Annotated in this window: 20 protein-coding genes and 1 pseudogene; 12 read left to right on the top strand and 9 right to left on the bottom strand. The window is 49.9% G+C overall.

Features of this window, described 5'->3' with window-relative positions; genetic code table 11:
• Positions 1 to 98: 98 nt before the first annotated feature.
• The 4 genes from ACU8YC_RS11925 to puuD all read right to left on the bottom strand — a co-directional run bounded on the left by ACU8YC_RS11925 (position 99) and on the right by puuD (position 4354).
• A complete protein-coding gene (locus ACU8YC_RS11925; RefSeq protein WP_151224813.1) occupies positions 99 to 1379 on the bottom strand; it encodes an NAD(P)/FAD-dependent oxidoreductase in 1281 nt (426 codons plus the stop codon).
• Between the two features lie 2 nt (positions 1380 to 1381).
• On the bottom strand, positions 1382 to 2869 hold the full coding sequence (puuC, locus tag ACU8YC_RS11920) for an aldehyde dehydrogenase PuuC (RefSeq protein ID WP_151218539.1): 1488 nt from the start codon (positions 2867 to 2869) through the stop codon (positions 1382 to 1384).
• A gap of 137 nt (positions 2870 to 3006) precedes the next feature.
• Positions 3007 to 3564, bottom strand: coding sequence for an HTH-type transcriptional regulator PuuR (gene puuR / locus ACU8YC_RS11915; protein ID WP_006685847.1), 558 nt, complete (start codon positions 3562 to 3564; stop codon positions 3007 to 3009).
• Positions 3565 to 3589: 25 nt separating this feature from the next.
• Positions 3590 to 4354, bottom strand: a complete 765-nt coding sequence (gene puuD, locus ACU8YC_RS11910; RefSeq protein WP_151218540.1) for a gamma-glutamyl-gamma-aminobutyrate hydrolase — start codon at positions 4352 to 4354, stop codon at positions 3590 to 3592.
• A 211-nt stretch (positions 4355 to 4565) separates the two neighbouring features.
• On the opposite strand from puuD, the gene ACU8YC_RS11905 reads away from it, so the two are divergent.
• From ACU8YC_RS11905 to ACU8YC_RS11890, 4 genes are all read left to right on the top strand, one after another.
• Positions 4566 to 5984, top strand: coding sequence for a glutamine synthetase family protein (locus ACU8YC_RS11905; protein ID WP_151218541.1), 1419 nt, complete (start codon positions 4566 to 4568; stop codon positions 5982 to 5984).
• Between the two features lie 343 nt (positions 5985 to 6327).
• Entirely contained in the window at positions 6328 to 7716 is a 1389-nt protein-coding gene (locus ACU8YC_RS11900) for an APC family permease (RefSeq protein ID WP_151224814.1), read from the top strand.
• 168 nt (positions 7717 to 7884) lie between these two features.
• Positions 7885 to 8475: a YiiX/YebB-like N1pC/P60 family cysteine hydrolase gene (locus ACU8YC_RS11895; protein WP_187252967.1), complete on the top strand. Its 591-nt coding sequence runs from the start codon at positions 7885 to 7887 to the stop codon at positions 8473 to 8475.
• Positions 8476 to 8716: 241 nt separating this feature from the next.
• Positions 8717 to 9280 (top strand): DJ-1/PfpI family protein, encoded by a 564-nt coding sequence (locus tag ACU8YC_RS11890; protein WP_151218544.1) that lies wholly within the window; start codon positions 8717 to 8719, stop codon positions 9278 to 9280.
• A 48-nt stretch (positions 9281 to 9328) separates the two neighbouring features.
• Here the strand turns inward: ACU8YC_RS11890 and ACU8YC_RS11885 are convergent, their stop codons facing one another.
• The 3 genes from ACU8YC_RS11885 to ACU8YC_RS11875 form a co-directional block, all read right to left on the bottom strand.
• On the bottom strand, positions 9329 to 10075 hold the full coding sequence (locus ACU8YC_RS11885) for an SAM-dependent methyltransferase (protein ID WP_187259331.1): 747 nt from the start codon (positions 10073 to 10075) through the stop codon (positions 9329 to 9331).
• A gap of 10 nt (positions 10076 to 10085) precedes the next feature.
• Entirely contained in the window at positions 10086 to 10343 is a 258-nt protein-coding gene (locus ACU8YC_RS11880; RefSeq protein ID WP_003021255.1) for a YjhX family toxin, read from the bottom strand.
• 115 nt (positions 10344 to 10458) lie between these two features.
• Entirely contained in the window at positions 10459 to 10695 is a 237-nt protein-coding gene (locus ACU8YC_RS11875) for a hypothetical protein (RefSeq protein WP_446895363.1), read from the bottom strand.
• A gap of 975 nt (positions 10696 to 11670) precedes the next feature.
• Between ACU8YC_RS11875 and pepT the strand changes: the two genes are divergently transcribed.
• The 8 genes and pseudogenes from pepT (at position 11671) to foxA (ending at position 20955) form a co-directional block, all read left to right on the top strand.
• The gene (gene pepT / locus ACU8YC_RS11870; RefSeq protein ID WP_414437994.1) at positions 11671 to 12927 is read left to right on the top strand and encodes a peptidase T; all 1257 of its coding nucleotides are present in this window, start codon (positions 11671 to 11673) and stop codon (positions 12925 to 12927) included.
• Positions 12924 to 14285 carry a C4-dicarboxylate transporter DcuC gene (gene dcuC / locus ACU8YC_RS11865; protein ID WP_151218547.1) on the top strand — a complete coding sequence of 454 codons (1362 nt, stop codon included), beginning with the start codon at positions 12924 to 12926 and terminating at the stop codon, positions 14283 to 14285. Before pepT ends, dcuC begins: the two co-directional genes overlap by 4 nt.
• Positions 14286 to 14810: 525 nt before the next feature.
• Complete coding sequence (locus ACU8YC_RS11860) at positions 14811 to 15446, top strand: DUF2913 family protein (RefSeq protein WP_187252964.1); 636 nt, start codon at positions 14811 to 14813, stop codon at positions 15444 to 15446.
• A gap of 91 nt (positions 15447 to 15537) precedes the next feature.
• Positions 15538 to 15777, top strand: coding sequence for a hypothetical protein (locus ACU8YC_RS11855; RefSeq protein WP_446895362.1), 240 nt, complete (start codon positions 15538 to 15540; stop codon positions 15775 to 15777).
• A 207-nt stretch (positions 15778 to 15984) separates the two neighbouring features.
• Positions 15985 to 16761: pseudogene (locus tag ACU8YC_RS11850) on the top strand (HAMP domain-containing protein); the annotation flags it as partial.
• Positions 16753 to 17544 carry a methyl-accepting chemotaxis protein gene (locus tag ACU8YC_RS11845; RefSeq protein WP_444505648.1) on the top strand — a complete coding sequence of 264 codons (792 nt, stop codon included), beginning with the start codon at positions 16753 to 16755 and terminating at the stop codon, positions 17542 to 17544. The pseudogene ACU8YC_RS11850 and the gene ACU8YC_RS11845, both read left to right, overlap by 9 nt.
• Before the next feature lie 197 nt (positions 17545 to 17741).
• The gene (locus ACU8YC_RS11840; protein ID WP_286543181.1) at positions 17742 to 18725 is read left to right on the top strand and encodes a helix-turn-helix transcriptional regulator; all 984 of its coding nucleotides are present in this window, start codon (positions 17742 to 17744) and stop codon (positions 18723 to 18725) included.
• A gap of 121 nt (positions 18726 to 18846) precedes the next feature.
• On the top strand, positions 18847 to 20955 hold the full coding sequence (foxA, locus tag ACU8YC_RS11835; RefSeq protein WP_414437991.1) for a ferrioxamine B receptor FoxA: 2109 nt from the start codon (positions 18847 to 18849) through the stop codon (positions 20953 to 20955).
• A 99-nt stretch (positions 20956 to 21054) separates the two neighbouring features.
• Here foxA and ACU8YC_RS11830 read toward each other — a convergent pair whose 3' ends face one another.
• Both ACU8YC_RS11830 and ACU8YC_RS11825 read right to left on the bottom strand, forming a co-directional pair.
• Complete coding sequence (locus tag ACU8YC_RS11830) at positions 21055 to 21603, bottom strand: hypothetical protein (protein WP_187252960.1); 549 nt, start codon at positions 21601 to 21603, stop codon at positions 21055 to 21057.
• Between the two features lie 133 nt (positions 21604 to 21736).
• On the bottom strand, positions 21737 to 22843 hold the full coding sequence (locus ACU8YC_RS11825; RefSeq protein WP_446895361.1) for a 4Fe-4S binding protein: 1107 nt from the start codon (positions 22841 to 22843) through the stop codon (positions 21737 to 21739).
• Positions 22844 to 22853 lie beyond the last annotated feature (10 nt).

Raw genomic sequence — 22853 nt, 5'->3', positions numbered from 1 at the left:
TGCGATATTTTCGTGCCTGTTATCTGTTTTTCGCTTTTTGGCAATAAAAAAACGCACAGGGGGGACCACCCTGTGCGTCGGGTTTATCGCGGAAGAACTTAAACCCCAAGGCGATCGCGTAAGCTGTAATATGCCGCTCCCATGGCGGTAAACGGAATGCGCAGGCTGCGGCCTCCCGGGAACGGGTAGTGCGGCAGTTTGGCGAACGCGTCAAAACGCTCGGCATCCCCGCGCAGTAGTTCGGAAATCAGGCGTCCGGCCAGGTGAGTACAGGTCACGCCGTGGCCGCTGTAGCCCTGCATATAGTAAATGTTGCTATCAAGACGACCGAACTGCGGCATGCGCGACAGGGTTAACAGAAAATTACCGGTCCAGCGGTAATCAATCTTTACCCCCTGCAATTGCGGGAAGGTCTTCAGCAGTTTCGGCATCACCAGACGCTCAATATCGTCCGGATCGCGGGCGCCGTAGACTACGCCACCGCCGTACAGCAGGCGGTTATCGCCGGTCAGACGGTAGTAATCCAGCAGGTAGTTACAATCTTCCACACAGTAGTTTTTTGGGATCAGCGAGCGCGCCATCTCCGCCGACAGCGGTTCGGTGGTTAACACCTGCGTGCCGCATGGCATGCTGCTTTTTGCCAGCGCAGGTTCCAGTTTGTCGCCGAGGTAGGCGTTGCCCGCGACAATCACAAAACGTGCCGTAACCTGACCTTTTTCGGTGCTAACTACCGCCGGGGTGGTGTGCTGAATACGCGTCACAGGCGATTGTTCGAAGACGCGCCCACCGTTCAGACGAATGGCGTTAGCCTCGCCAATCGCCAGGTTGAGCGGATGAATATGACCACCGCTGTGGTCGAGCAGTGCCCCGACATAACGATCGCTGCTGACTTCGCGGCGAATTTCGCTGCTGTCTAACAGTTCAAGCTGCGTATTGCCGTAGCGTTCCCAGTTCGATTTCTGCTCCTCCAGCGTTTCCATCTGCTTGTGGTTCAGAGCCACAAACAGCCCGCCAGGACGATAGTCGCAGTCGATCTGATAACGTTTGATACGTTCGCGAATGATATTGCCGCCTTCAAACATCATACTGCCAAGCATTTTAGCGGCGTCCGGGCCGTAGGTGCGTTCAATGACGTCGATATCGCGACTGTAGGAGTTTACCAACTGGCCGCCGTTGCGCCCGCTGGCCCCGAAGCCAATTCGTGCGGATTCCAGTAGCACTACGTCGTAACCCATCTCTGATAAATGTAGGGCAGAGGAGAGTCCGGTATAACCGCCGCCGACAACGCAAACATCACAGCTCACCGATTCGCTAAGGGTAGGAAACGGTTCGTACTGATTGGCGCTTGCGGCGTAATAACTGCTGGTATGTTCAGTCATGATTAAGACTCCAGGGAGATCCAGATGGTTTTTAATTCGCTAAATTTTTCCAGCGCATGCAGGGATTTATCGCGTCCGTTACCGCTTTGTTTATAGCCGCCGAATGGCACGGTCATATCACCGTCGTTATAGTTGTTCACGAAGACGGAACCGGCCTTCAGGCGGCGACTCATGCGGTGCGCGCGCGACAAATCACGGGTCCAGACTGCGGCGCCCAGACCGTAGTCGCTGTCGTTGGCCAGCGCCAGAGCTTCGGCTTCACTGCTAAAACGGGTGATGACCAGTACCGGCCCGAAGATCTCATCGCGACTGACGTGGGCTTGCGGCGCGGTGTCGACAAAAATAGTCGGGCCGATGGCCGCCGGGTGTACGTGGCTGCGGCCATCCAGCGCCAGCGTGCCTTGCGCTTCACCGTCGCGAATAAAACTGTGTACGGTGTCGGCATGCGTGTTGTCGATAAGCGTGCCCATCGTGGTTTCCGGATCCAGCGGGTTGCCCGGCTGCCAGTTTTTCGCCTGTTCTTTTAAAAGCGCGATGAACTCGTCGGCAATACTCTCTTCCAGCAGCAGACGCGTACCGGCAATACAAACCTGGCCCTGGTTATAGAAAATACCTGCCGCGGCATTGGCGGCGGCTTTCGGCAGATCCGGGCAGTCAGCGAACACGATGTTGGCGCTTTTACCGCCGGCTTCCAGCCAGACGCGTTTCATATTGCTGTCGCCAGCGTCCTTGAGCAGTTGTTTGCCGGTGCGAGTCGATCCGGTAAAAGTGATCACATCGACATCCGGGTGCTGAGACAGCGCCTGGCCTGCTTCATGACCGTATCCGCTCACAACGCTGAGCACGCCATCGGGCAAACCTGCTTTTTTAGCCAGTGCGGCCAGGCGAATCGCGGTCAGCGGTGATTTCTCCGAAGGCTTGAGGATCACGCTGTTGCCCGCAGCCAATGCCGGACCTAGCTTCCAGCAGGCCAGCAGCAGGGGAAAATTCCACGGCACGATAGCCGCAATTACACCCACCGGCTCGCGCACAATCAGCGCCAGATCGTTTACCGAGGTGGTGGCTACTTCGCCATAGACTTTATCTATCGCTTCGGCGTACCAACGGATGGCGCGCGCTGCGCCTGGAATATCATCACGCAGGCTATGGCGGATAGGTTTACCGGTGTCGAGTGTTTCCAGTAGCGCCAGCTCCTCGTGATGCTGCTCCATTAAATCCGCGAGCGTGTGCAGTACTGCTTTGCGCTCTGCGGGTGATGCTTGCGACCAGTCCCCACGTTCAAAGACGCTGCGGGCTGCGGTGACCGCGCGGTCTACATCCGCTTTTTTGCCGCGGGCGACTTTCGCCAGTGGGCGCTGTCCTGCTGGATCCAGCGTAATAAAGGTTTCGTTATCGGCGGCCGCGCAATATTCGCCGTTAATAAATAAACGGGTTTCTGGCGAATAATGGCTGGCTTTCTCACGCCAATATTTAAGATTCTGAAAGTTCATAGCTACCCCTTTTATATCAATAAGATAAAGTTCGTTGCTGATCTATTCAGGCAAAATCAGGCTGCACGATGCCCCAGGGATGTACCCTGTTAATGCGCGTTATTTAAGAAGGCCTGAGAAACTCAGGCCGGTACTAATTAGAATGTGGTGGGAGTGTGGGCACTGATGATGCGGCAGATCCCTGCCGAGGTGTTGCTGAAGCTATGGGGTATGCCGGTGTTAATGGCATAACTTTGTCCTGCAACAAGATGATACGTTTGACCGTTGATGGTCAGTATCACTTCACCTTCCAGTATTGTGCCAATCTCTTCACCCTGATGTTTAATTCTCTCCCCGGTTGTCGTGCCTGGCTGATAGGTCTCAAACATCATTGCCAGCGTACGATTCGGATTGCCGTTGTGTACCAGCTTCATGGATACTCCCTGACTTCCGATCTCAATCAAATCCTCCTGATTGATAACCACCTGCGGTTCGTCAGGCTTTTCCGGTTCCGCGAAGAACTCGGAGAGCGACAGCCCATAGACTTTCAATAGCTTTTGCAGCGTACTGATGGCAGGACTAACTTTATCCTGCTCTATGGTGCTGATGGCGCTATGCGTTAACCCAGACAGTTCGGCGGCACGACGCTGCGAAAGACCCAATTGCTGGCGGATCTCTGACAAACGTTTACCCGGCGCCAGGCCGTCATCGCTCATAATTGCATTTCCTTAACTGTAGTAGTCAGAGTCGCTGTTTTTCAGCGAGGTGGTTCTGACAAGCGGTGATAAAACCTTCAAGTAACATACGCGACAGGGCGTATTCGCTACTGTTCCATTCCGGGTGCCACTGCACGCCGAGCGCGAAAGGATGGTCTTGAACGCTGGCTGCTTCCACTAATCCGTCCTGCGAGCGTGCTTCCACGCGCAACTGCGGGCCAAGGGTTTTTGCACCCTGACCATGCAAGGAGTTAACCCAAAACGTGCTGCAACCTGGTATTAGCTGAGATAGCAATCCTCCCTGTTGAACCTGAACTTCATGAGATGGCGCATATTGCTGCTCCACCGGGAGTTCCGCATCTTCACGATGTTCCAGAAACTGTGAGTGATCGCACAGGCGACGATACAGAGTCCCGCCAGTGGCGACAACTAATTCCTGTAAGCCCCGGCAGATGGCGAAAATGGGAATGCGCCTTTCGAGCCCGGCGGTAATTAGCGCCATGCTCAGAAGATCACGCCCGGGATCGGCGTCAGACTCATCGCCATTTTCACCATAGAGGTGCGGCTGCACGTTGCTTGGGCTTCCAGGCAGGAAGATACCATCTAGTTTTGGTAACAGTGCGTTCAGTAATTCGGGTTCCGCGAGTGCATGAGGCAGCGCTATCGGTAATCCACCGGCATGTAATACCGCATTCAGGTACTTTTCTTGCAGAGTCTGGGTCTCATGACCCTTAAGCCTGTTTCTACACATCACTACACCAATAACTGGCTTGTCAAATATATTGCCCATGATCGACCTCACGTTTTGGAATAAATTATTGCCAAACGGTTCCATGTTGTGCCATTCCGTTCATTATTTTCTCAATCTAGCAGTGGAATAACCTTCTAGCAAACTTAATTTAACATTTGACAAACAATTTATTTGCATCCAGAGTCGAAGGGTGGACATTATATTTAACAGTCAAATCACAGAACAGCTTACAGGCCAACGGCGGTGAATCATGGAAACCAATATCGTAGAAGTTGAGAATTTTGTGCAGCATTCTGAAGAGAGACGAAGTAGCGCGTTTGCGCGTGAGGTTAAGCAGTATCTGGAACGCTATCCCAATACGCAGTATGTGGATGTGCTGTTAACCGATCTTAATGGGTGTTTTCGCGGTAAGCGCCTTCCGGTTGCGGGATTACATAAGTTAGAGAAAGGCTGCTATTTTCCGGCATCCGTTTTCGCGATGGATATTCTCGGCAATGTGGTCGAAGAGGCGGGATTAGGTCAGGAGCTTGGCGAGCCGGATCGGACCTGTGTACCGGTACCAGGCACATTAACCCCTTCGGCTGCCGATCCGGAATTTATTGCGCAGATGATGCTGACGATGCTGGATGAAGATGGCGCTCCCTTTGACGTTGAGCCGCGGAACGTTCTGAACCGACTCTGGCAGAAACTTCGCCAGCGCGGTCTGTTCCCCGTCGTAGCGGTAGAGCTGGAGTTCTATTTACTCGATCGTAAGCGCGATCCTGAAGGTTATCTGCAGCCGCCGTGCGCGCCGGGTACGGACGATCGTAATACTCAAAGCCAGGTTTACTCCGTTGATAACCTGAACCACTTTGCAGATGTCCTGAACGATATTGATGAACTGGCCCGTTTACAATTGATCCCGGCTGACGGTGCAGTGGCTGAAGCCTCTCCCGGGCAGTTTGAAATCAACCTCTACCATACCGATAACGTGCTCGACGCCTGCGACGATGCGCTGGCACTGAAACGCCTGGTACGGCTGGTGGCGGAGAAACACAAGATGCATGCCACGTTTATGGCAAAACCTTATGAGGAGCATGCAGGGAGCGGGATGCATATCCACATCAGCATTATGAATAATAAAGGCGAGAACGTACTGGCCGATGCGAATGGCGATGATTCTGCGTTACTTAAGCGTGCGCTTGCCGGGATGATTGATCTGATGCCCGCGTCAATGGCGCTGTTGGCGCCGAATGTGAACTCTTATCGCCGCTTCCAGCCGGGGATGTATGTTCCAACCCAGGCTTCCTGGGGGCATAACAATCGTACGGTGGCGCTGCGCATTCCTTGCGGCGATCGTGATAACCATCGGGTTGAATATCGCGTGGCGGGGGCGGATGCCAATCCGTATCTGGTAATGTCGACCATTCTGGCCGGGATCCTTCACGGTCTGGATAACGATCTGCCGTTGCAGGAAGAGGTGGAAGGTAACGGCCTGGAACAGGAAGGGTTACCGTTTCCTATCCGTCAGAGCGATGCGCTGTGGGAGTTTATGCAAAACGATCGCTTGCGCGAATTACTTGGTGAACGTTTTAGCCACGTATACCACGCCTGTAAAAACGATGAGCTGATCCAGTTTGAACGCCTGATTACCGACACGGAAATTGAGTGGATGTTGAAAAACGCCTGACTACCCTGCAGGCCATTTAAAAAGAAGTCGCATCATGCGGGCTGAGCGGAGCCAGCCCGTCAAAATTGCAGGACTACCTGCCATTTCCCGGATGTCGCGTAATGGAGCGCGGGCGACAACGGGTCTTCAGATAACCGACAGAGTTTGTGACGAGGAAATGTGATGATGCCAATGTTTAAAAACCCGCCCCGCGTGAGCATCCATGGCTCCCGCAGTAATTACGGACCACTTTTGTACCGTATGACATTAACATCTTATTTTTGGCGGTTCGCCCCGACACGACCCCGATCTGCTGTACCCACGTTTCGAACGCAGATCTGGGCGCGTAGCGGGGAGGAAAGCTATGTCGACTAATTCTTCTGCGGATCTCGCAGCCCAGCCAGGCAAAGCACAGCTGCGCAAATCTCTCAAGCTGTGGCAGGTGGTGGTGATGGGGCTGGCTTACCTCACGCCGATGACGGTGTTTGATACCTTTGGCATTGTTTCAGGTATCAGTAATGGTCATGTTCCGGCGTCCTACCTGCTGGCTCTGGCGGGTGTACTGTTTACCGCCATCAGTTACGGCAAGCTGGTACGCCAGTTTCCACAAGCCGGTTCGGCTTACACCTATGCGCAAAAAGCGATCAACCCGCATGTGGGGTTTATGGTTGGCTGGTCGTCACTGCTTGATTATCTTTTCCTGCCGATGATTAACGTTCTGCTGGCGAAAATTTACCTTTCCGCGCTGTTCCCGGGGGTTGCGCCATGGATTTGGGTGGTGGTGTTCGTGGCGATCCTCACCGCGGCAAATTTGAAAAGCGTTAATTTGGTGGCGAACTTTAATGCACTGTTTGTACTGGTGCAGGTCGCGATAATAGTGGTATTCATTTTCCTTGTGGTGCAGGGGCTGCATAAAGGCGAAGGGGTCGGCACCGTCTGGTCGCTGCAACCGTTTGTCAGTCAGAATGCGCATCTGATCCCGATTATTACCGGGGCGACCATCGTCTGCTTTTCGTTTCTCGGTTTTGATGCGGTGACGACGCTTTCAGAAGAGACGCCAGATGCCGCACGTACTATCCCGAAAGCCATTTTTCTCACCGCGCTGTACGGCGGACTGATCTTCATTGCCGCCTCGTTCTTTATGCAGTTGTTCTTCCCGGACATTAGTCGATTTAAAGATCCGGATGCAGCGCTGCCGGAGATTGCGTTGTACGTCGGCGGCAAACTGTTCCAGTCTATTTTTCTGTGTACCACCTTTGTGAATACGCTGGCATCCGGTCTGGCGTCGCATGCCAGCGTTTCGCGTCTGCTGTACGTGATGGGCCGCGATAATGTCTTTCCGGAGAAGTACTTCGGTTATGTCCATCCGAAATGGCGCACGCCTGCGCTGAACGTCATTATGGTCGGGATTGTGGCACTCTCGGCGCTGTTTTTTGACCTGGTGACCGCCACGGCGTTGATTAACTTTGGCGCGCTGGTGGCCTTTACGTTCGTTAATCTTTCCGTGTTTAACCACTTCTGGCGTCGTGAAGGACGTAAGCATACCTGGCAGGAAAAGTTGCACTATCTGGTACTGCCGATGGTCGGCGCTGCTACCGTTGCCGTACTGTGGGTGAACCTGGAGGTGACATCGCTGACGCTTGGGCTGGTGTGGGCCGGGCTAGGGCTGATTTATCTCGCGTACCTGACCGGACGCTTTCGCAAACCGCCGCCGCAGTTTGACGCTGCGAAATCTGAGCGCGCCTGGGAGTGATAGAAATAACATTCAGCTAAATGTCCCTTCGGGCGTAAACCACAGGGCGTGCCGTCAGGGACGCCCTCAGCTGTAAAAAGAGTTCGGGCCTCGTAAATTCTTCGTAGAGAGATATGGCACCAGGTTGGATAAGCTTTTAATGCCACCCTTTTTCTCTTCGAGGTTCATATGCCAAAGCATATTGATTTAGCACAAGTCAAAGCGATGAAAGTGGTTAATTATGCCACGTTGCGTGAAACGCTAAAATCAGGTGACCTTTTTTTCGCCTCCGGAGACTACCTGGTATCAAAAGCAATTGAAAAGGTGACGGATTCGCCATGGAGCCATGTGGGGATTGTTTTTGTTTTACCGCAAATAGATCGCGTGTTGCTCCTGGAAAGCGTGGAAGATATGGGGGTACGACTCGCTCCATTATCAAAATATCTATCTGATTATGATGATATTGGAAAACCTTATAAAGGCCGGGTTGTTCTTGCTCGATATGATACGTTGGCTAAATCTGCCGTTGAGCAAATAGCCGCTTTTGGTCTTAATGAGCTAACCCGCCCATATGATAAAGAAGAAATAGCACGCATCCTTGCGAGGATCGCACTTGGGAAAGGAAAAGCGAAAAAGGACAGGGAGTACATTTGCTCTGAACTCGTCTACGCTTGCTTCAACAATGCCGGAGTTAACATTGCATATAATCCGAAAGGATTTATTAGCCCTGAGGATGTATGGCAGGATTCTCATATTTCTTTGATAAATAGAATATTGTAAAGGCCGCCATTATTCAGAATAGTATCTAATAGTGGTGCAATCACGGCATCATTACAGAGATTAAAATGGGTTCAGCCGGCGGTGAATCATCACATGCCTATATCGGAGGGACAAGGATAACTACTTTCAGACGTCGGGTGACGGTGTTTTCTGCTGTATTTATTAATGCCGTGAGACGTGTGGGCTATAGTAAAGGAGGCCGTTATTTCTCATCATTAATAACCGGGAGTAGGGGATACGAATGAAGAAGATACTGATGCTGGTCGGGGATTATGTCGAAGATTATGAAACGATGGTGCCTTTTCAGGCGTTGCAAATGCTGGGCCATCGTGTTGATGCCGTCTGTCCGGATAAAAGTCAGGGTGATTACGTTCAAACTGCTATTCATGATTTTGATGGGGCGCAGACCTACAGTGAAAAGCCCGGGCATCGTTTCACGTTGAACGCGAATTTCTCTGACGCGCGGGCGGTAGATTACGACGCGCTGCTAATCCCCGGTGGGCGAGCACCAGAATATCTCCGACTCAATCCGGATGTCATTAAACTGGTGCAAGATTTCAATGCTGCTGATAAACCCATCGCTGCAGTTTGTCATGGACCTCAGCTGTTAGCTGCTGCGGGGGTGTTAGAAAATCGGACCTGTAGCGCCTATCCGGCTTGTGCGCCAGAAGTTCGTTTGAGCGGCGGACATTACGCAGATATTGGCATTGATCAGGCCCACGTTGATGGCAATCTGATTACCGCGCCTGCATGGCCAGCGCATCCGCAATGGCTGGCTAAATTTGTGGAAGTATTAATGAAGTAAGCGATGAGAAAGTCGGTATAACCCGTCCGGCTATACCGACTGCGCATATTACCTCTGCATGAGGGCGAACACGCCCCAACCAATGTATTCCCGGGTGAAGGCAACGTGGCGTTCTGGTGAACTTCTCAGTTGCTCTGTAACTTCTGGGGCAAATTCATCGTCCGGGTTTGCCTCCAGCCACCGGCGCATCGTCAGCCACTTTGCCGCCTCGTATCTGTCCCAACCTTCCTGGTCAGCCAGTACCATTTCAACCATGTCGTAACCGAGCAGGCCGAAAGACGAAACGAGTTCAGGCAGAGAAAGAAAATCAGTCATCGCAGTAGCGCCGCAGGCCTGGGCAATCTTCTCCGTTGCGGGGATCTGACGCCAGTACGGTTCGCCGATGAGCATGATCCCGCCTGGTTTGAGGCTCTGCTTCAATTGTTGGACCGTTCCGGCGACGCCACCGCCAATCCAGGTCGCGCCAATGCAGGCGGCGATATCAAATTTTTCTTCGGCAATATACCCCGTTGCATCGGCATGAATAAAACGCACGTGCTCAGTGACGCCCAACTCCCTGGAGCGCAGGGTAGCTTGCTCACTGAACAGCAGACTCATGTCGATACCCAAGCCGGAAATACCGTGATCGCGTGCCCAGGTGCACAACATCTCACCCGAACCGCTACCGAGATCCAGAATGCGGGTGCCCGGGGGCATCCGTAAAACCCGACCTAACGTAGCGTATTTCTGCGCGGTAAACGGGTTATGGATGCGATGTGCGCTTTCGCTGATAGTAAAAATCTTCGGGATATCCATTTCTCTCTCCTTAGCGATTATCCAGTTGGGCGCGAACGTTGTTCAGCCCGGTAGTATTGATACGGTAGGGCTGACCATTGACGGATTTGATCAGTTTTTTGGTTCTGAGCTTTTTGAATACGTCAAGGGTACAGTCGCAGAGCAGCAGCCCTTCGCGGCTATAGCATTCGACAGAAGTTACGCGGCCTGAGGCATCACGGACGTGAGCAATACGGCCACCTTTGGCGAGAACGTGTAAAGTACGTTGTTCCTGACGGGATAAATTCATACTGGAAAACCTGTTTAATCATCATGTGCAAAACGTGCAAACACACAACGGTGTCCGCATTCGAATTCGGCGCATTGATAACCAGTCCGGCCTGAAAAGGTCGGGAAGCTGATTATCAGATGATTACATTCTCCAGCATCAAAGCCTCGGGTTGAGTTGAAAGGTATTTACCTGCTGAATCATACCAGCAAGGAACTTCAGGGGAAAACCCCTTTTGGAGTAAGTGCGATCTGTAACGAGAAATTGTATTTCTTTTATTTACTAACTTTTTAATTTTCGTTAAGTGAAAATGCATTGATTCATTAAAGTAATTTAATGTTCCATTATCACCAGTAACGTTATCGGTAGCCATGCAGCATTGTTGCTTTTATCCGTATTACATCATTGATTAGTTTGATTTAATCTTCTTGTTGGTTGTTTAAACACTTTGATAAATACTCCTGTATTATAATTGTAGCTTTAAATCAAATTTTCAATTTGATGGTTTTGGGAATTTTCTTAACGTGGCTAAGTGTGTATACTCGATCCTGCAAGAAGCTCTTCTGTTATCATTAAAACTATAAGTATGTCCTTGACACCCGTATTGCCTCTGCCCTGAATCTCTTCTCGGGGGAGAGGTTTTTTTTGCCTGGATGTTATTTGGTTAATTACCATAAATAGAAACCTAAATATTAATGTTATTAATATTTAAGTTTTGTTTTCTTAATTATGACGATGCTGTTTTGTCGAAGTCTACGGCTGTATTGTAATCGTATTACTCTGAAGCTATTTCGTACTGAAATAGTATAAATGTAACTATGTTTGTATGGGTATTATATAGTTTTTCTTATAACTGCCTTTTTTTCAGTGCGATAGAAGTTTTTTGCTTTTGAGGTAATTGTGATTTTGTTCACGGATTTTAGTGTGCTAAGTGGCTATTTGTAGAGAGGTGCAAACGGTTGCATGTAGCTGATACAGTATTTGTTCATTAAAAAAATATAGCGATAGTATGTCTTGTGCCAATACAGAACACAGGAATCTAAATGATTTCTATTATCTCTTAGGTTAGGCATACTGTTTATGACTTCTGTTAGCTTAACGCCATGGGAAATAGCAGTAAAAACAGACAGGGAATATGATTTTATCAATCAGAAAGGAGTTTTATAATCACAGGTATAATTACTGGCCTTTTTTATCTTCCTTTACATAAATCGTTGTCGTAATGCCCATAAAATCAGCGTTCCAGGATGAACGCTGATTTTATTTGGTTTCAGATAATTCAACCCGCGCTGCATGCCGAACACCTCTCGCAGTACCTCGTAAATGACAAATTAAAGGATCTCCAGGAATGGATATTGTTGAACGTTTTATTAACTACACGAAAATCAATACCACGACGTCACGGGAAAACGGCGCTAATGGGATAATGCCTTCTTCTCCCGGTCAAATGGAACTGGCAAAACTGCTTGCAGCAGAACTTGAAGCATTAGGAATGGAAAACATTAAGGTCAGGGATACCGCTATTGTGACGGCAACCCTACCAGCAAATACCGACGACACAATTCCGGTCGTCTCCTTTTTTGGTCATCTGGATACCAGTGCGGAACAAACCGCAGACACCAAAGCACAGCGCCTGCATTATCTCGGTGGGGATTTATGCCTGAACAAAGCGCTGAATATTTACCTGCGCGAAAGTGAATTCCCGGAACTGAAAAATTATATCGGTGATGACCTGCTGGTGACCGACGGGACCAGTCTGTTAGGTGCTGATGATAAAGCCGCCATCGCTGCGATCATGAATGCTCTTGCGTATCTGGTCGCTCACCCGGAGATTAAACATGGGCCGGTAAAAGTGGGGTTTGTCCCGGATGAGGAGCAGGGCTTGCGTGGCGCAAAAGCGTTTGATGTTGCTGCGTTTGGCGCTGATTTTGGCTATACCCTGGACTGCTGCGGTATCGGTGAGTTTGTTTACGAGAACTGGAATGCGGGTGATGCGGAAATCATCTTTACCGGCCAGTCCGCACACCCAATGTCGGCCAAAGGTAAGCTGAAGAACTCGCTGCTGATGGCGCATAAGTTTATTTCCATGCTACCCGGGGGAGAAGCGCCTGAGTATACGGAAGGGCGCGAAGGTTATTACTGGGTAAAACAGCTGCAGGGGAACAGTGCCCGCACGGTACTTAAGCTGGATATCCGCGATTTCAGTGAAGAAGGTTATAAGGCACGGATGGCGTTTATCCGCCAGCTTGCCGTCAGCACCTGTGCGCTGTGGGGAGAAAACAGCGTGGTCTGTCATTTAGCCGATCGCTATCAGAATGTGTTTAATAGCCTACAAGGTGATGCGCGTTATCCGATTGATATTGCATTACGCGCTTATCAGAAATGCGGCATAACGCCAACCCCTGTCGCCATGCGTGGCGGATATGATGGTGCCGTGTTGTCGCAGAAAGGGTTGCCATGCCCAAATATTTTCACCGGTGCTCATAACTTCCATTCAATTTATGAGTATTTGCCGGTGCGTTCCCTTCGGGCTGCCAGTGATGTTGTGGTGGCTGTCATTGAGGAAACTTATGCTGAGTTCGCGCAGCGGGGAACCCAGCCATGATTCAGGTGTTAATAGCGCTACTGGTTATCGTGGTGGTCGCGCGTCTGATTCTGAAAGGTTATCGCGCTGAGCCCGTACTATTCATTGCAGGCTTAGTCCTGATGATTTGCACCGCGTTAACCGGATGGGGTTCCGTATTACCGAAGGGCGTTGCCAGTACGGGAATTTCATTTCTCGATCCTTTTGAGGTGATGCGCGATCTCTTCAGCACGCGCGCCGCCGATCTCGGTCTGATGATCATGGCGTTAATGGGATTTGCGCATTACATGGATCATATCGGCGCAAATGAAGCGGTCGTGCGTGTCGTCACGAAACCCTTACGGGCGCTGCGTTCACCCTATGTGCTGCTCTTTTTCTCCTACCTGCTCGCCAGCCTTCTGCAACTGGCCATTCCTTCAGCAACCGGGCTTGCCGTATTGCTGATGGGGACGATGTTCCCCATTATGCTGGGATTAGGCCTCTCAGCAGCCTCAGCTGCCGGGGTCATTGCGACTTCGCTTGGCGTGGCATACACCCCGACGGCAATCGATGCTATCAGGGGGTCTAAAGCGGTGAACATGGATGTGGTGGAATATGTTGTCTACCACCAGGGACCCGCCGCGCTGGCTACGGTTCTGGTCGTCGGGGTATGTCATTTTTTCTGGCAGCGGCATTGCGACCGTAAAGCAGGGACGTTACCGCGGGAAATAGGGAGCGCTGAGGTGACTGACTCAGGAAAAGCCCCTGCTTTTTACGCACTGCTCCCCATGCTTCCGATACTGATGGCTGTGGGATCATCCGAAATGTTCGTCAGGGGGATTAACCTGAATATCATCACTATTGTCCTTATTTCAATGACCATTTGTATGCTGATTGAATGGATTCGAGTGCGTGATTTAAAGTCGGTATGCGAAGGGTTCAGCCATTTCCTCAAAGGAATGGGGACCGCGTTTACCGGTGTGGTTGGACTGCTAGTTGCTGCAGGGGTTTTTGCTCACGGCATCAAAGTAATCGGTGCGATCGATCAACTCATTCTGATGGCAGAACACGTGGGATTACCGCCGTTTGCTATGGCGGTGGTGTTTGCGCTGGTGACGCTGGCCGCGGCTATCATTATGGGCTCGGGGAATGCACCATTCCTCGCCTTTGTTGAGCTCATTCCGCAAATCGCCGCCAGCATGGGCGCTAACGCCGTTGCTATGATCCTGCCGATGCAGCAGGCGTCGCATATGGGCCGGGCAATTTCGCCGGTTTCCGGCGTGGTGATTGCCGTTTCCAGTGGGGCGAAAATAACCCCATTCGATGTGGTGAAGCGTACTGCCGTACCGTTGATTGTGGGGTTTGTGACTCACACCCTGATCATCGGTATTTTCTATTAACGGTATCTGAGACAAGCCAACCTCCTGTGCATCGACTCGGGGGGGGCTTTTTTGTATTGGACGAAATTAAAAGCGTTAATATTACTGATACCTCTTTAAAAAAAACGGCCTGTGGCCGCGAGGCTATCCGTTGCGTTGCGTAGGCAAAAATGTGATTTCATCAGGATATTTAAAGTCTGTTTTGTGTTGAAAGGGGGGATTTCCTGGAATGTCAGGCGGAACATGCCAGGATATTTCCTCAAATCAGCAATTTTTGAAATTTTATGATAATCATATTGCTAACGAAAGGCGGAGTTGATAACTGGTAAGTATTATTAGTTTTTGTCTTTATTATATAATTCTTATTATTTATTGCTGAACCACACTGTCATCAATGATTAATAAGAATAATGTATTGAAATTGCATTTTTATTACATGGTGATAATTTAATCTGGATCATATTTTGATGTTTTTAGTTGTAGTAATTTTTCAAATGGAATAATGCAATGTTTACATGTATCAATGATTTATTTGGGCAGGTTTAAGTGGTAAGGGATTCAGGAAAAGTTAGTACGTTACGACACCATTATCAGGATGATCTTGAAGCATTTACCTGGAGTGCATTAGTCGCAATTGGTATCGCAATACAGGACCGCAAGATTCACTCTAAAATGTCAGAGCATCTTTTTATTATGCAATGGCTGGCGATCGCTAAAAAAAGAAAGCTCTTCTCAAGGAACGTCGTCAATGAACTTCAATGGTTAATTGATGAAGGAAAGAAAAAAAGTCTCAATGCGCAACTTAAATTTAAAATAGAATATCTATACTCAACGTCGAGTGGTGATGTATCGATGCAAAATGACTACTTTAAGTTTACTCATTCGATTGAGGTATTGAGAAATAATGGCTGGGAAAGCTTTCTGCTTACGCCAGAGAAGTGGCGTGATCTGCATGAAAAGATTAAAGTAAGAGCAGGTGATTTTATTTTTATGGATGACACACGGCTTCAGGAGTGTTTTGGCGTACAGGGTGAGATTGTCAAACCATTCTGTATCCGGGTATATGGTGATGTTGAGTTTGCCAAGTTAACTTTCATTAAACATAACCTTCCGGCTGAGTTTGTAAAGCACATTTCAAATGAATTTTATCACTTCCATTTTCTTTTGGTAAGTAATGCTTAACTGAAGAAATGAGCAGTGTGCTGTTAATTAAAACATTGTGTTGATCAACATGTGAGATTATCGGATATAAACCACGTTCCAGGGATAGCGAATGTTTACTCGAAAGTTAGTGATTACCAGCGAATGGATAAGGTTATCTGATATTCCAGACAGCGTGTCCATTTCTTTTCGCGGAGTTCTCGAGATAGCTGAAAGAACAGGCGCGCCAGAAGCCAGTACACCTTTGTTACGTTTAGAAAATGAAATGGCGCAGATCGTTGTTGATTCGTTGTCCTGGGTGCGGGCGCCCGTCGATTATCAGGAAGAGGTTACCGTTCATATCTATAAGTAATATTAATGTTGAATGGTTTTGGCCTTATTATTGCCGATACAAAAGGGTGGCTGTTAATCGCAGTATGTACACCTGTGTAATTAATTTATTACGTGAGAATGAATGCGGAAACTTTCTAATAATTAACCATTTTACAGGTTAAGATATTGCGTGATGTGTCGATAACTATTAAGTCGCAGATGACTTTATTGTTATGGAGATGTTTAAATGTTAAAGGATATGAGAATTAAAACCAGCCTGTTATTATTGCTGTTGCTATTTACTTTCATGCAGTTTTTTTCCAATGGATTTGAGTTGGTAGATCTCAAAGGAAATCAAAAAAACACCTTGTTACTACATAATATCATTAAGGAGCAGGATACACTGCATAATGTCGTTGAGGCTGTTTATAAAGTAAGAAGCGTGCTTGATAATATTCAACAACATAATCCGACTGATGTCCAACAGACATTACAACAGGTGCAAGATCAGCTGGCGTATGCCAGAAAACAGTTCGATGTTTTCTGGGGGATTCCTGGCTTGACTGCTGACGATCCGCAAATCGGTAAAATTATCAGAACGGCTTTTGAGCAACAAATGGATGCTGAACAAAAGTCTGTTGATAAATTAAACGTGACGCTTTCCAGCAATAGTGTGATTAATACACAAGAAAATGCTAATGCAGAACTGCTCGCGGCCCGCAAAAATTTTGATAACGAAGTGACGAATTATTACCAGTCAACAATGCTGATTGGTGAGAAGATCGTTGCACAAACACACGTTCAGTTTAATAACTCAATCCTGAAGGTATCGGTGATCCTGGTCATTACGGTGCTTATCTTCTTTATTTGTAACTTCTGGTTGAACCGGACCATCATTCAGCCTTTAAAAATCGTATCTGAGCATTTTGAGCGGATTGGTAAAGGTGATTTAAGCCATCCTGTCAAGGTGTCGGGTAACAATGAAATCGGGGTATTGTGCTTAAATTTGCATAATATGCAAAACGGCCTGCGGGAGACTGTCAGCACTATTCGTGATGGTGTTGAATCGATTAATGTCGGTATGCAGGAAATTGCTTCCGGTAATTCCGATTTATCAACCCGTACGGAACAACAGGCTGCGGCAGTGGTGGAAACGGCAGCCAGTATGGAGCAGATTTCAGTTACCACAAAAAATAATACGGATAAGTCACATCAGGCATCCGTCATGACCAGTGAAAGTACGGAAATGGCATTGCGTGGTGAGCGTTTAATGAGCGATATGGTTGAGAAAATTCACCTGATCAGCCGAAATGCGCAAGGCGTGAACGAAATATCCAATGTTATTGATAGTATTGCTTTTCAAACCAATATCCTGGCATTAAACGCGGCGGTGGAAGCTGCACGCGCGGGTGAGTCCGGGCGTGGGTTTGCCGTAGTGGCGAGTGAAGTCCGAACCCTTGCGCAGCGCAGCGCCTCCTCGGCGAAAGAGATCAGTGAACTGGTTGCCAAAGCGGCAATTAGCGTCAAAGAAGGGGTGGAAATAGCCGAAAATAGTGGCGCCATGATGGCGGATATTGCGAAGGCAATACGCAACATTAATGTACTAATGGAAGATATATCCGGAGCATCAGGGGAACAAAGTCGCGGCATAGAGCAGATCCGTGTTGCCGTGACTCAAATGGAGCAGGTGACCCAGCAAAATGCCTCGTTAGTGGAAGAAATTGCTGCGACGACTGGCAGCGTGGAAGAACAATCGGCAATGTTATCTGAGGCGGTGGCTGTGTTCCAGGTGGAAGAAAAATCGTAGCATAGTATTCAAGACGTTAACCAGGCACTGCTCATCTCATCAGTGGGTTATTCAGCCTGATGAGATGGCTGGCTACTGAGAAACTTTTTATCACTTAATTGATAATGGTTCTCATTATTATTGTTGTGTTCTGCGCGGAATGGTAATGTTGCTATCAGTCATAAACCATTAATCCCATTTTCTGTGCAGAAGAGAGCATGAACAACACCACCGGCCAAAATACATCCGCACGCCTGACACGTACCTACTCCGTCAGTGAATTTATGGATTTTGGTGAGCGCTACGGAATTGATTACCGCTTTCCGCAACTGTCACAAAAGCCAGCTTTACTTCACTCTAGTCCCGTACTGCAGGGGAATGTCGAAGAGATGACATTACCCTGCGGAATGTGCGTCACCCACTCTGATGTCCAGGTGCTGCAACCCTACGAAACCACCTCCCGTCATAGTAGCCCTCTGTATATGCTGGTGGTGCTGGAAGGCTGTGTGATCCTGACGATCAACGGGCTGGAACACGTGGTGCGCTCCGGGATGGCGTTTAGCTCGCGCCTTAGCGAACACCAGACCATGAATGCCCGTCACGCTGCGCACTGCAAACTGCGTACGTTATCGCTGGGGCTGTATCCTGATGGCGCGTGGCGTACGGGATTGCTGGAGGCGTTGATGCGCGAGTGGGAAAGATGCCTGACGCCGACGCTTATCTGGCAGGTGCCGGGTTTTTTGCTTAGCGGATTACAGTATGCCCAGCAAAGTACGCTCAGCTATGTTTCTCGCCAACTGATGCTGGAAGGGCTAATTCTGCAGTTGTTTGGCCACGGCCTCAGCATTTGTCAGCTGGAGAGCGGTAAGCGCCAGGCCGCCAGCAGCGAACAGCAGCGCCTCGAGATCGTGCGCCGACTGCTGGAGCTGAGTCCCGAGAATGACTACACCCTCAGCGCACTGGCCCAACGCGCAGCGATGAGTCCCAGCAGCCTGCGCAGCAAGTTCCGTGCGGCGTATGGCTGTTCCGTCTTTGACCACCTGCGCGATTGCCGTCTGGAACGTGCGCGCGGATATTTATTGGAAGGATACAGCGTACAGCAGGCGGCCTGGATGTCGGGTTATCAGCACGCGACTAACTTCTCTACCGCTTTTCGTCGTCGTTACGGCTTTTCGCCGGGCGATATGCTCAAACTTTGCTAATCCATTTTTGCGTTTTGCGCACGTTTCTGCCTGACAATTTGGCACTGCGCATAGGCAACCTGGCATCCGGCATAGCTATCTCTGCCAGCAAAAAGGTAATAATTCTCACTTACAATTAGACATGCCTTGGGAGATATTCATGTTCGCGAAGACTCGGTTGGCGCTGATGGTGGGATGGGTGACCGGTAGCGTAGCTTTTCCTCTGCTGGCGCAGGAAACAACAAAAAACGATACAGTGGTGGTTACCTCGCAAATGCAGAGCGGAGCCACCAAACTTGCCACGCCGGATATTGAAACCCCACAGTCGGTGTCAATTATTACTCGCGAACAGTTTGAAGAGCAGGGCGCTACCAGCGTGCGTCAGGCCGTCAGCTACACGCCAGGGGTGTACAGCAACCAAATTGGCGCCTCTAACCGTTTTGATTACATCGTACTGCGCGGTTTCTCCGACGGTAGCCTGGACAACGTTTATCTCGACGGCCTCAAGATGATGGGCGACACCAATTCGCACAGCTCGTTGGTGGTCGATCCGTGGTTCCTTGAAGATATCGAAGTGGTACGCGGCCCGGCTTCCGTACTGTATGGCCGTTCCTCTCCGGGCGGTATTGTGGCGCTGACATCACGTAAGCCGTCGTTTGATGCGGGCGGAGAAGTGAAGCTGTTTGCCGGCAACAACAACCAGCGCGGCGCGGCGTTTGACGTTACCGGGGCGCTGGATGATAACGATCGCGTCGCCGCACGACTGAGTGGAATGACGCGTTATGCGGACTCGCAGTTTGGTCCCTTGAAGGAAGAACGTTACGCGCTGATGCCGAGCCTCACCTGGCGCATCACCGATCAAACGCGTCTGGATCTGATGGCCTATCTGCACCGTGACCCCGAAGGTGGTAGCCACTCCGGTTTGCCGTATGACGGTACCGTGGTTCCACATTACGGCCAAAAGATCTCCAACACCTTTTATGAAGGCGAGGATGATTACGATAAATACGATCGTCGCGAAAACATGGTGGGCTACAACATTGAGCACTTGTTCGACAGCGGCTGGTCGGTACGGCAAAAGCTGCGCTATCTGCATACCGACGTTGAACTGAACCAGGTGTATGCGGCAGGCTGGCTGAATGAAGCCGAGCTTAATCGCGGCTACTCCGGTTCTGATGAAAAAATGTCGGCGATTACGCTGGATAACCAGCTCGATGGCAGCTTTGATACCTGGCAGGTTAACCACCGTCTGCTGGTGGGGATCGACTATCAGGATCGCAGTAACAATACCACCGGCTACTACGGGGCGTTTCCGCCGATTGATGCCTTTAATCCGGTGTATGGTGCAAAGCCTGAGTACATCAACATGTATGCGCGTGAGAAGCACAAACTACGTCAGACGGGCTACTATTTGCAGGATCAGATGTCATGGGATCGCTGGCGTATTACGCTCGGTGGTCGTTACGATCAAGTCAGCGTATCTAACATTGATAAGCAAAACGATACCCGCAGCGACCTGGATAAAAACAACTTCAGCACCCGCGCCGCGCTGCTTTATCTGTTCGATAATGGTTTTGCACCGTACGTGAGTTATTCCACTGCCTTTACGCCAACCAGCTTTGCTGATGAGAACGGGAATCTGCTGGACCCGATGAAAGGTAAGCAGTGGGAAGCCGGCCTGAAATATGAGCCGGAGGGACTCAACAGCCAGTTTAGCGCGTCGGTGTTCCGTATCAATCAAACCAATATCGCCACCAAAGAAGAACCGACCGATCCGTATCGCTCGATTGGGGAAATTGAGTCTGAAGGGATAGAACTGGAGGCGATTAGCCAACTGACGGAGAGTTTCCGTCTGCAGGCGGCATATACCTATACCGATATTCGTTATAAGAAAAGCAGCCCGGCAGAGCAGGGCAAGCGCGCGGTATACGCGCCGCGTAATCAGGCCAGTACCTGGCTGAGTTACGATGTAAAAAGCGGCCCGCTGAACGGTTTGACGCTGGGCACAGGTGTGCGTTACGTCAACGGTATTACCAGCGACCGCCTGAATACTCACACCCTGCCTTCCTACACGCTGGTGGATATGGCGGTTGGCTACGACTTAACGAGTATTGGTATTAAAGGTTGGAGCGCGCAGTTGAACGTCAACAATCTGACCGACAAGCGTTACGTTGCGGCCTGTAATTCGCTCTCATACTGTTATTTCGGCGCCGAGCGTAGCATTGTCGGTAGCGTGTCCTGGAAATTCTGATGCTTCAGCCGGATAGCGGCGCTGACACGTTATCCGGCCTAAGGGGGGCACACTTATCCAGGCCGGATAAGCGAAGCGCCATCCGGCTGGGTGGCGCGGTTATTGCGTAAAACCGTTTTGCATACAAATCTGCGCGCTGGTTCTCAGAGTAAAGGCGACTTTATCTGGGTACTGGCTGTAATAGTTATGTTCTTCTTCCAACCCTTTCGCCTGCGCCAGACGTACCGTTTCCAGCGAGCAGGTACGGTAGATAAGGTCTTTATTCATATTGCTTTGCTTCTCGCGCTGTTTATCTGCAGACAGCGCCAGCCAGCTCTCGGACAGCGAGTAATCGTAGACCACTCGATTTCCTTTTGCCTGCACGTTCTCAATGGTAATGAATTCGTCGATCTTTAGTCTTGGCTGCCCACGCATTTTTTTCTTATCTTCTGCGGCGGCATATTGCGCCAGCGCATTAATATCCATCCCGGCTATTTTCTGCTTATAGATATCGACATACGCGGCGGGTTGCTGATAATGCTGAGTATAAGCATTTCTTAATTCTCCGTCGCTCATCGTACAACCCGCCAGAAACAGAGGTAATAGCAGCGCCAGTTTTAGTTTAGTCATGATGTTGTCCCGTTCATTATTGTGGTCCCGGTCACCCATAACAGCTATTACGGGCGATATTTAAGGTTGTATAAACGGGGAGGCGGGGGGACAAGTTCAAAAGTCTTAAAATGGCGTATCAGGCGGCAAACCCTGCCAGAATTGGCAGGGTTTTTGAGCATACGGTGAAGAATTAATGGCCGATCATTTTGGCCTTCGGGATCAACTGGAAATACATATGATCCGGCACCGGCGTCTGCCAGACATTGGCATACATCGCATAGCCTACGGCGGCAAACAGAATACCGAGCAGCAGTAGCGTCATTGTCCACCCTGATAACCTACCTTGTCGCCACCATGGTTTAGACGCTGCACTGTGCCCTGATTGCGCGCCAGGTGGTGTTTTCAGTGACATGGTCAGTGTCGAGGCCACCGGGCAGGATTCAACACAGGTCATGCATCCCGTGCATTCCACGGTACGCACCTGAATCAGCTTGTCGACCGGGATATTCGACGGGCAGTTTTTCGCGCATTTCCCGCAGTCGATGCAACTGTCAGCGTTGCGGCGGATTTTAAACGGCGAGAGCAGCGAAAACAGACCAAGCAGCGCGCCGTAAGGGCACAGATAACGACACCAGGCGTTGCGAATAAACAGGCTCAGGACGCTGATACCTCCTACGAAGATGAGCGTGGCGGAGCCAATATGGCGAAAGAAATCGAGCATCTTCACATCGATAATGATGCCATAGGCCGACGTCAGAAAATATTGGATCCCCTGAGCAGACATCGACAGGGCGATATACAGGAAGAAACTCAGCAGCAGATACTTCAGGCTGAGCAGCGGGATATCCAGCCAGCGCGGTAGCGTGAAGTGACGACCAAATACTTTTTTTCCCAGTTTCCCGAGCAATTCGGAAAGCGTGCCCACTGGGCACAACCACGAACAAAAAGCTTTTTTTAACAACAGGCTAATCAGGATAAACGCAACTAACAGCAGCATAGAGGCGGCATGGATGGGCGGAAGAAAACCAGTCTCCAGCGTGTAACGGATATTCATCAAGCCCGCTATCGGCAGCCATCCCTCAATACCGCCGGGTCTTGATATATAGACGCTGTTACCGGCGGTTTCAAAATAGCGAACCCAGTACCAGAACGTTACACCTATATAAATATTGATAGCCAGCAGCAGAAACTGGGTGGCTTTTCGCCAGCTGCTGGCGTTGCGCCAGTCATTCCACGGCAGTTTGCCCCCGCTTGTGCCTGGACGGCGCTGCCAGCGCATTCTCTTCTTCCCGTTCATGGTCTTCTAC

This window comes from Citrobacter sp. VF227 (assembly GCF_052950715.1).
Note: the sequence above shows the minus strand (reverse complement) of the source record. Positions and strands in the feature narration are given on the sequence as shown.

Excerpts from the sequence above, each read along its gene's own strand:
- ACU8YC_RS11925 (WP_151224813.1), bottom strand. The coding sequence starts at position 1,379 with ATGACTGAACATACCAGCAGTTATTACGCCGCAAGCGCCAATCAGTAC.
- puuC (WP_151218539.1), bottom strand. The coding sequence starts at position 2,869 with ATGAACTTTCAGAATCTTAAATATTGGCGTGAGAAAGCCAGCCATTAT.
- puuR (WP_006685847.1), bottom strand. The coding sequence starts at position 3,564 with ATGAGCGATGACGGCCTGGCGCCGGGTAAACGTTTGTCAGAGATCCGC.
- puuD (WP_151218540.1), bottom strand. The coding sequence starts at position 4,354 with ATGGGCAATATATTTGACAAGCCAGTTATTGGTGTAGTGATGTGTAGA.
- ACU8YC_RS11905 (WP_151218541.1), top strand. The coding sequence starts at position 4,566 with ATGGAAACCAATATCGTAGAAGTTGAGAATTTTGTGCAGCATTCTGAA.
- ACU8YC_RS11900 (WP_151224814.1), top strand. The coding sequence starts at position 6,328 with ATGTCGACTAATTCTTCTGCGGATCTCGCAGCCCAGCCAGGCAAAGCA.
- ACU8YC_RS11895 (WP_187252967.1), top strand. The coding sequence starts at position 7,885 with ATGCCAAAGCATATTGATTTAGCACAAGTCAAAGCGATGAAAGTGGTT.
- ACU8YC_RS11890 (WP_151218544.1), top strand. The coding sequence starts at position 8,717 with ATGAAGAAGATACTGATGCTGGTCGGGGATTATGTCGAAGATTATGAA.
- ACU8YC_RS11885 (WP_187259331.1), bottom strand. The coding sequence starts at position 10,075 with ATGGATATCCCGAAGATTTTTACTATCAGCGAAAGCGCACATCGCATC.
- ACU8YC_RS11880 (WP_003021255.1), bottom strand. The coding sequence starts at position 10,343 with ATGAATTTATCCCGTCAGGAACAACGTACTTTACACGTTCTCGCCAAA.
- ACU8YC_RS11875 (WP_446895363.1), bottom strand. The coding sequence starts at position 10,695 with ATGGCTACCGATAACGTTACTGGTGATAATGGAACATTAAATTACTTT.
- pepT (WP_414437994.1), top strand. The coding sequence starts at position 11,671 with ATGGATATTGTTGAACGTTTTATTAACTACACGAAAATCAATACCACG.
- dcuC (WP_151218547.1), top strand. The coding sequence starts at position 12,924 with ATGATTCAGGTGTTAATAGCGCTACTGGTTATCGTGGTGGTCGCGCGT.
- ACU8YC_RS11855 (WP_446895362.1), top strand. The coding sequence starts at position 15,538 with ATGTTTACTCGAAAGTTAGTGATTACCAGCGAATGGATAAGGTTATCT.
- ACU8YC_RS11845 (WP_444505648.1), top strand. The coding sequence starts at position 16,753 with ATGCAAAACGGCCTGCGGGAGACTGTCAGCACTATTCGTGATGGTGTT.
- ACU8YC_RS11840 (WP_286543181.1), top strand. The coding sequence starts at position 17,742 with ATGAACAACACCACCGGCCAAAATACATCCGCACGCCTGACACGTACC.
- foxA (WP_414437991.1), top strand. The coding sequence starts at position 18,847 with ATGCCTTGGGAGATATTCATGTTCGCGAAGACTCGGTTGGCGCTGATG.
- ACU8YC_RS11830 (WP_187252960.1), bottom strand. The coding sequence starts at position 21,603 with ATGGGTGACCGGGACCACAATAATGAACGGGACAACATCATGACTAAA.
- ACU8YC_RS11825 (WP_446895361.1), bottom strand. The coding sequence starts at position 22,843 with ATGAACGGGAAGAAGAGAATGCGCTGGCAGCGCCGTCCAGGCACAAGC.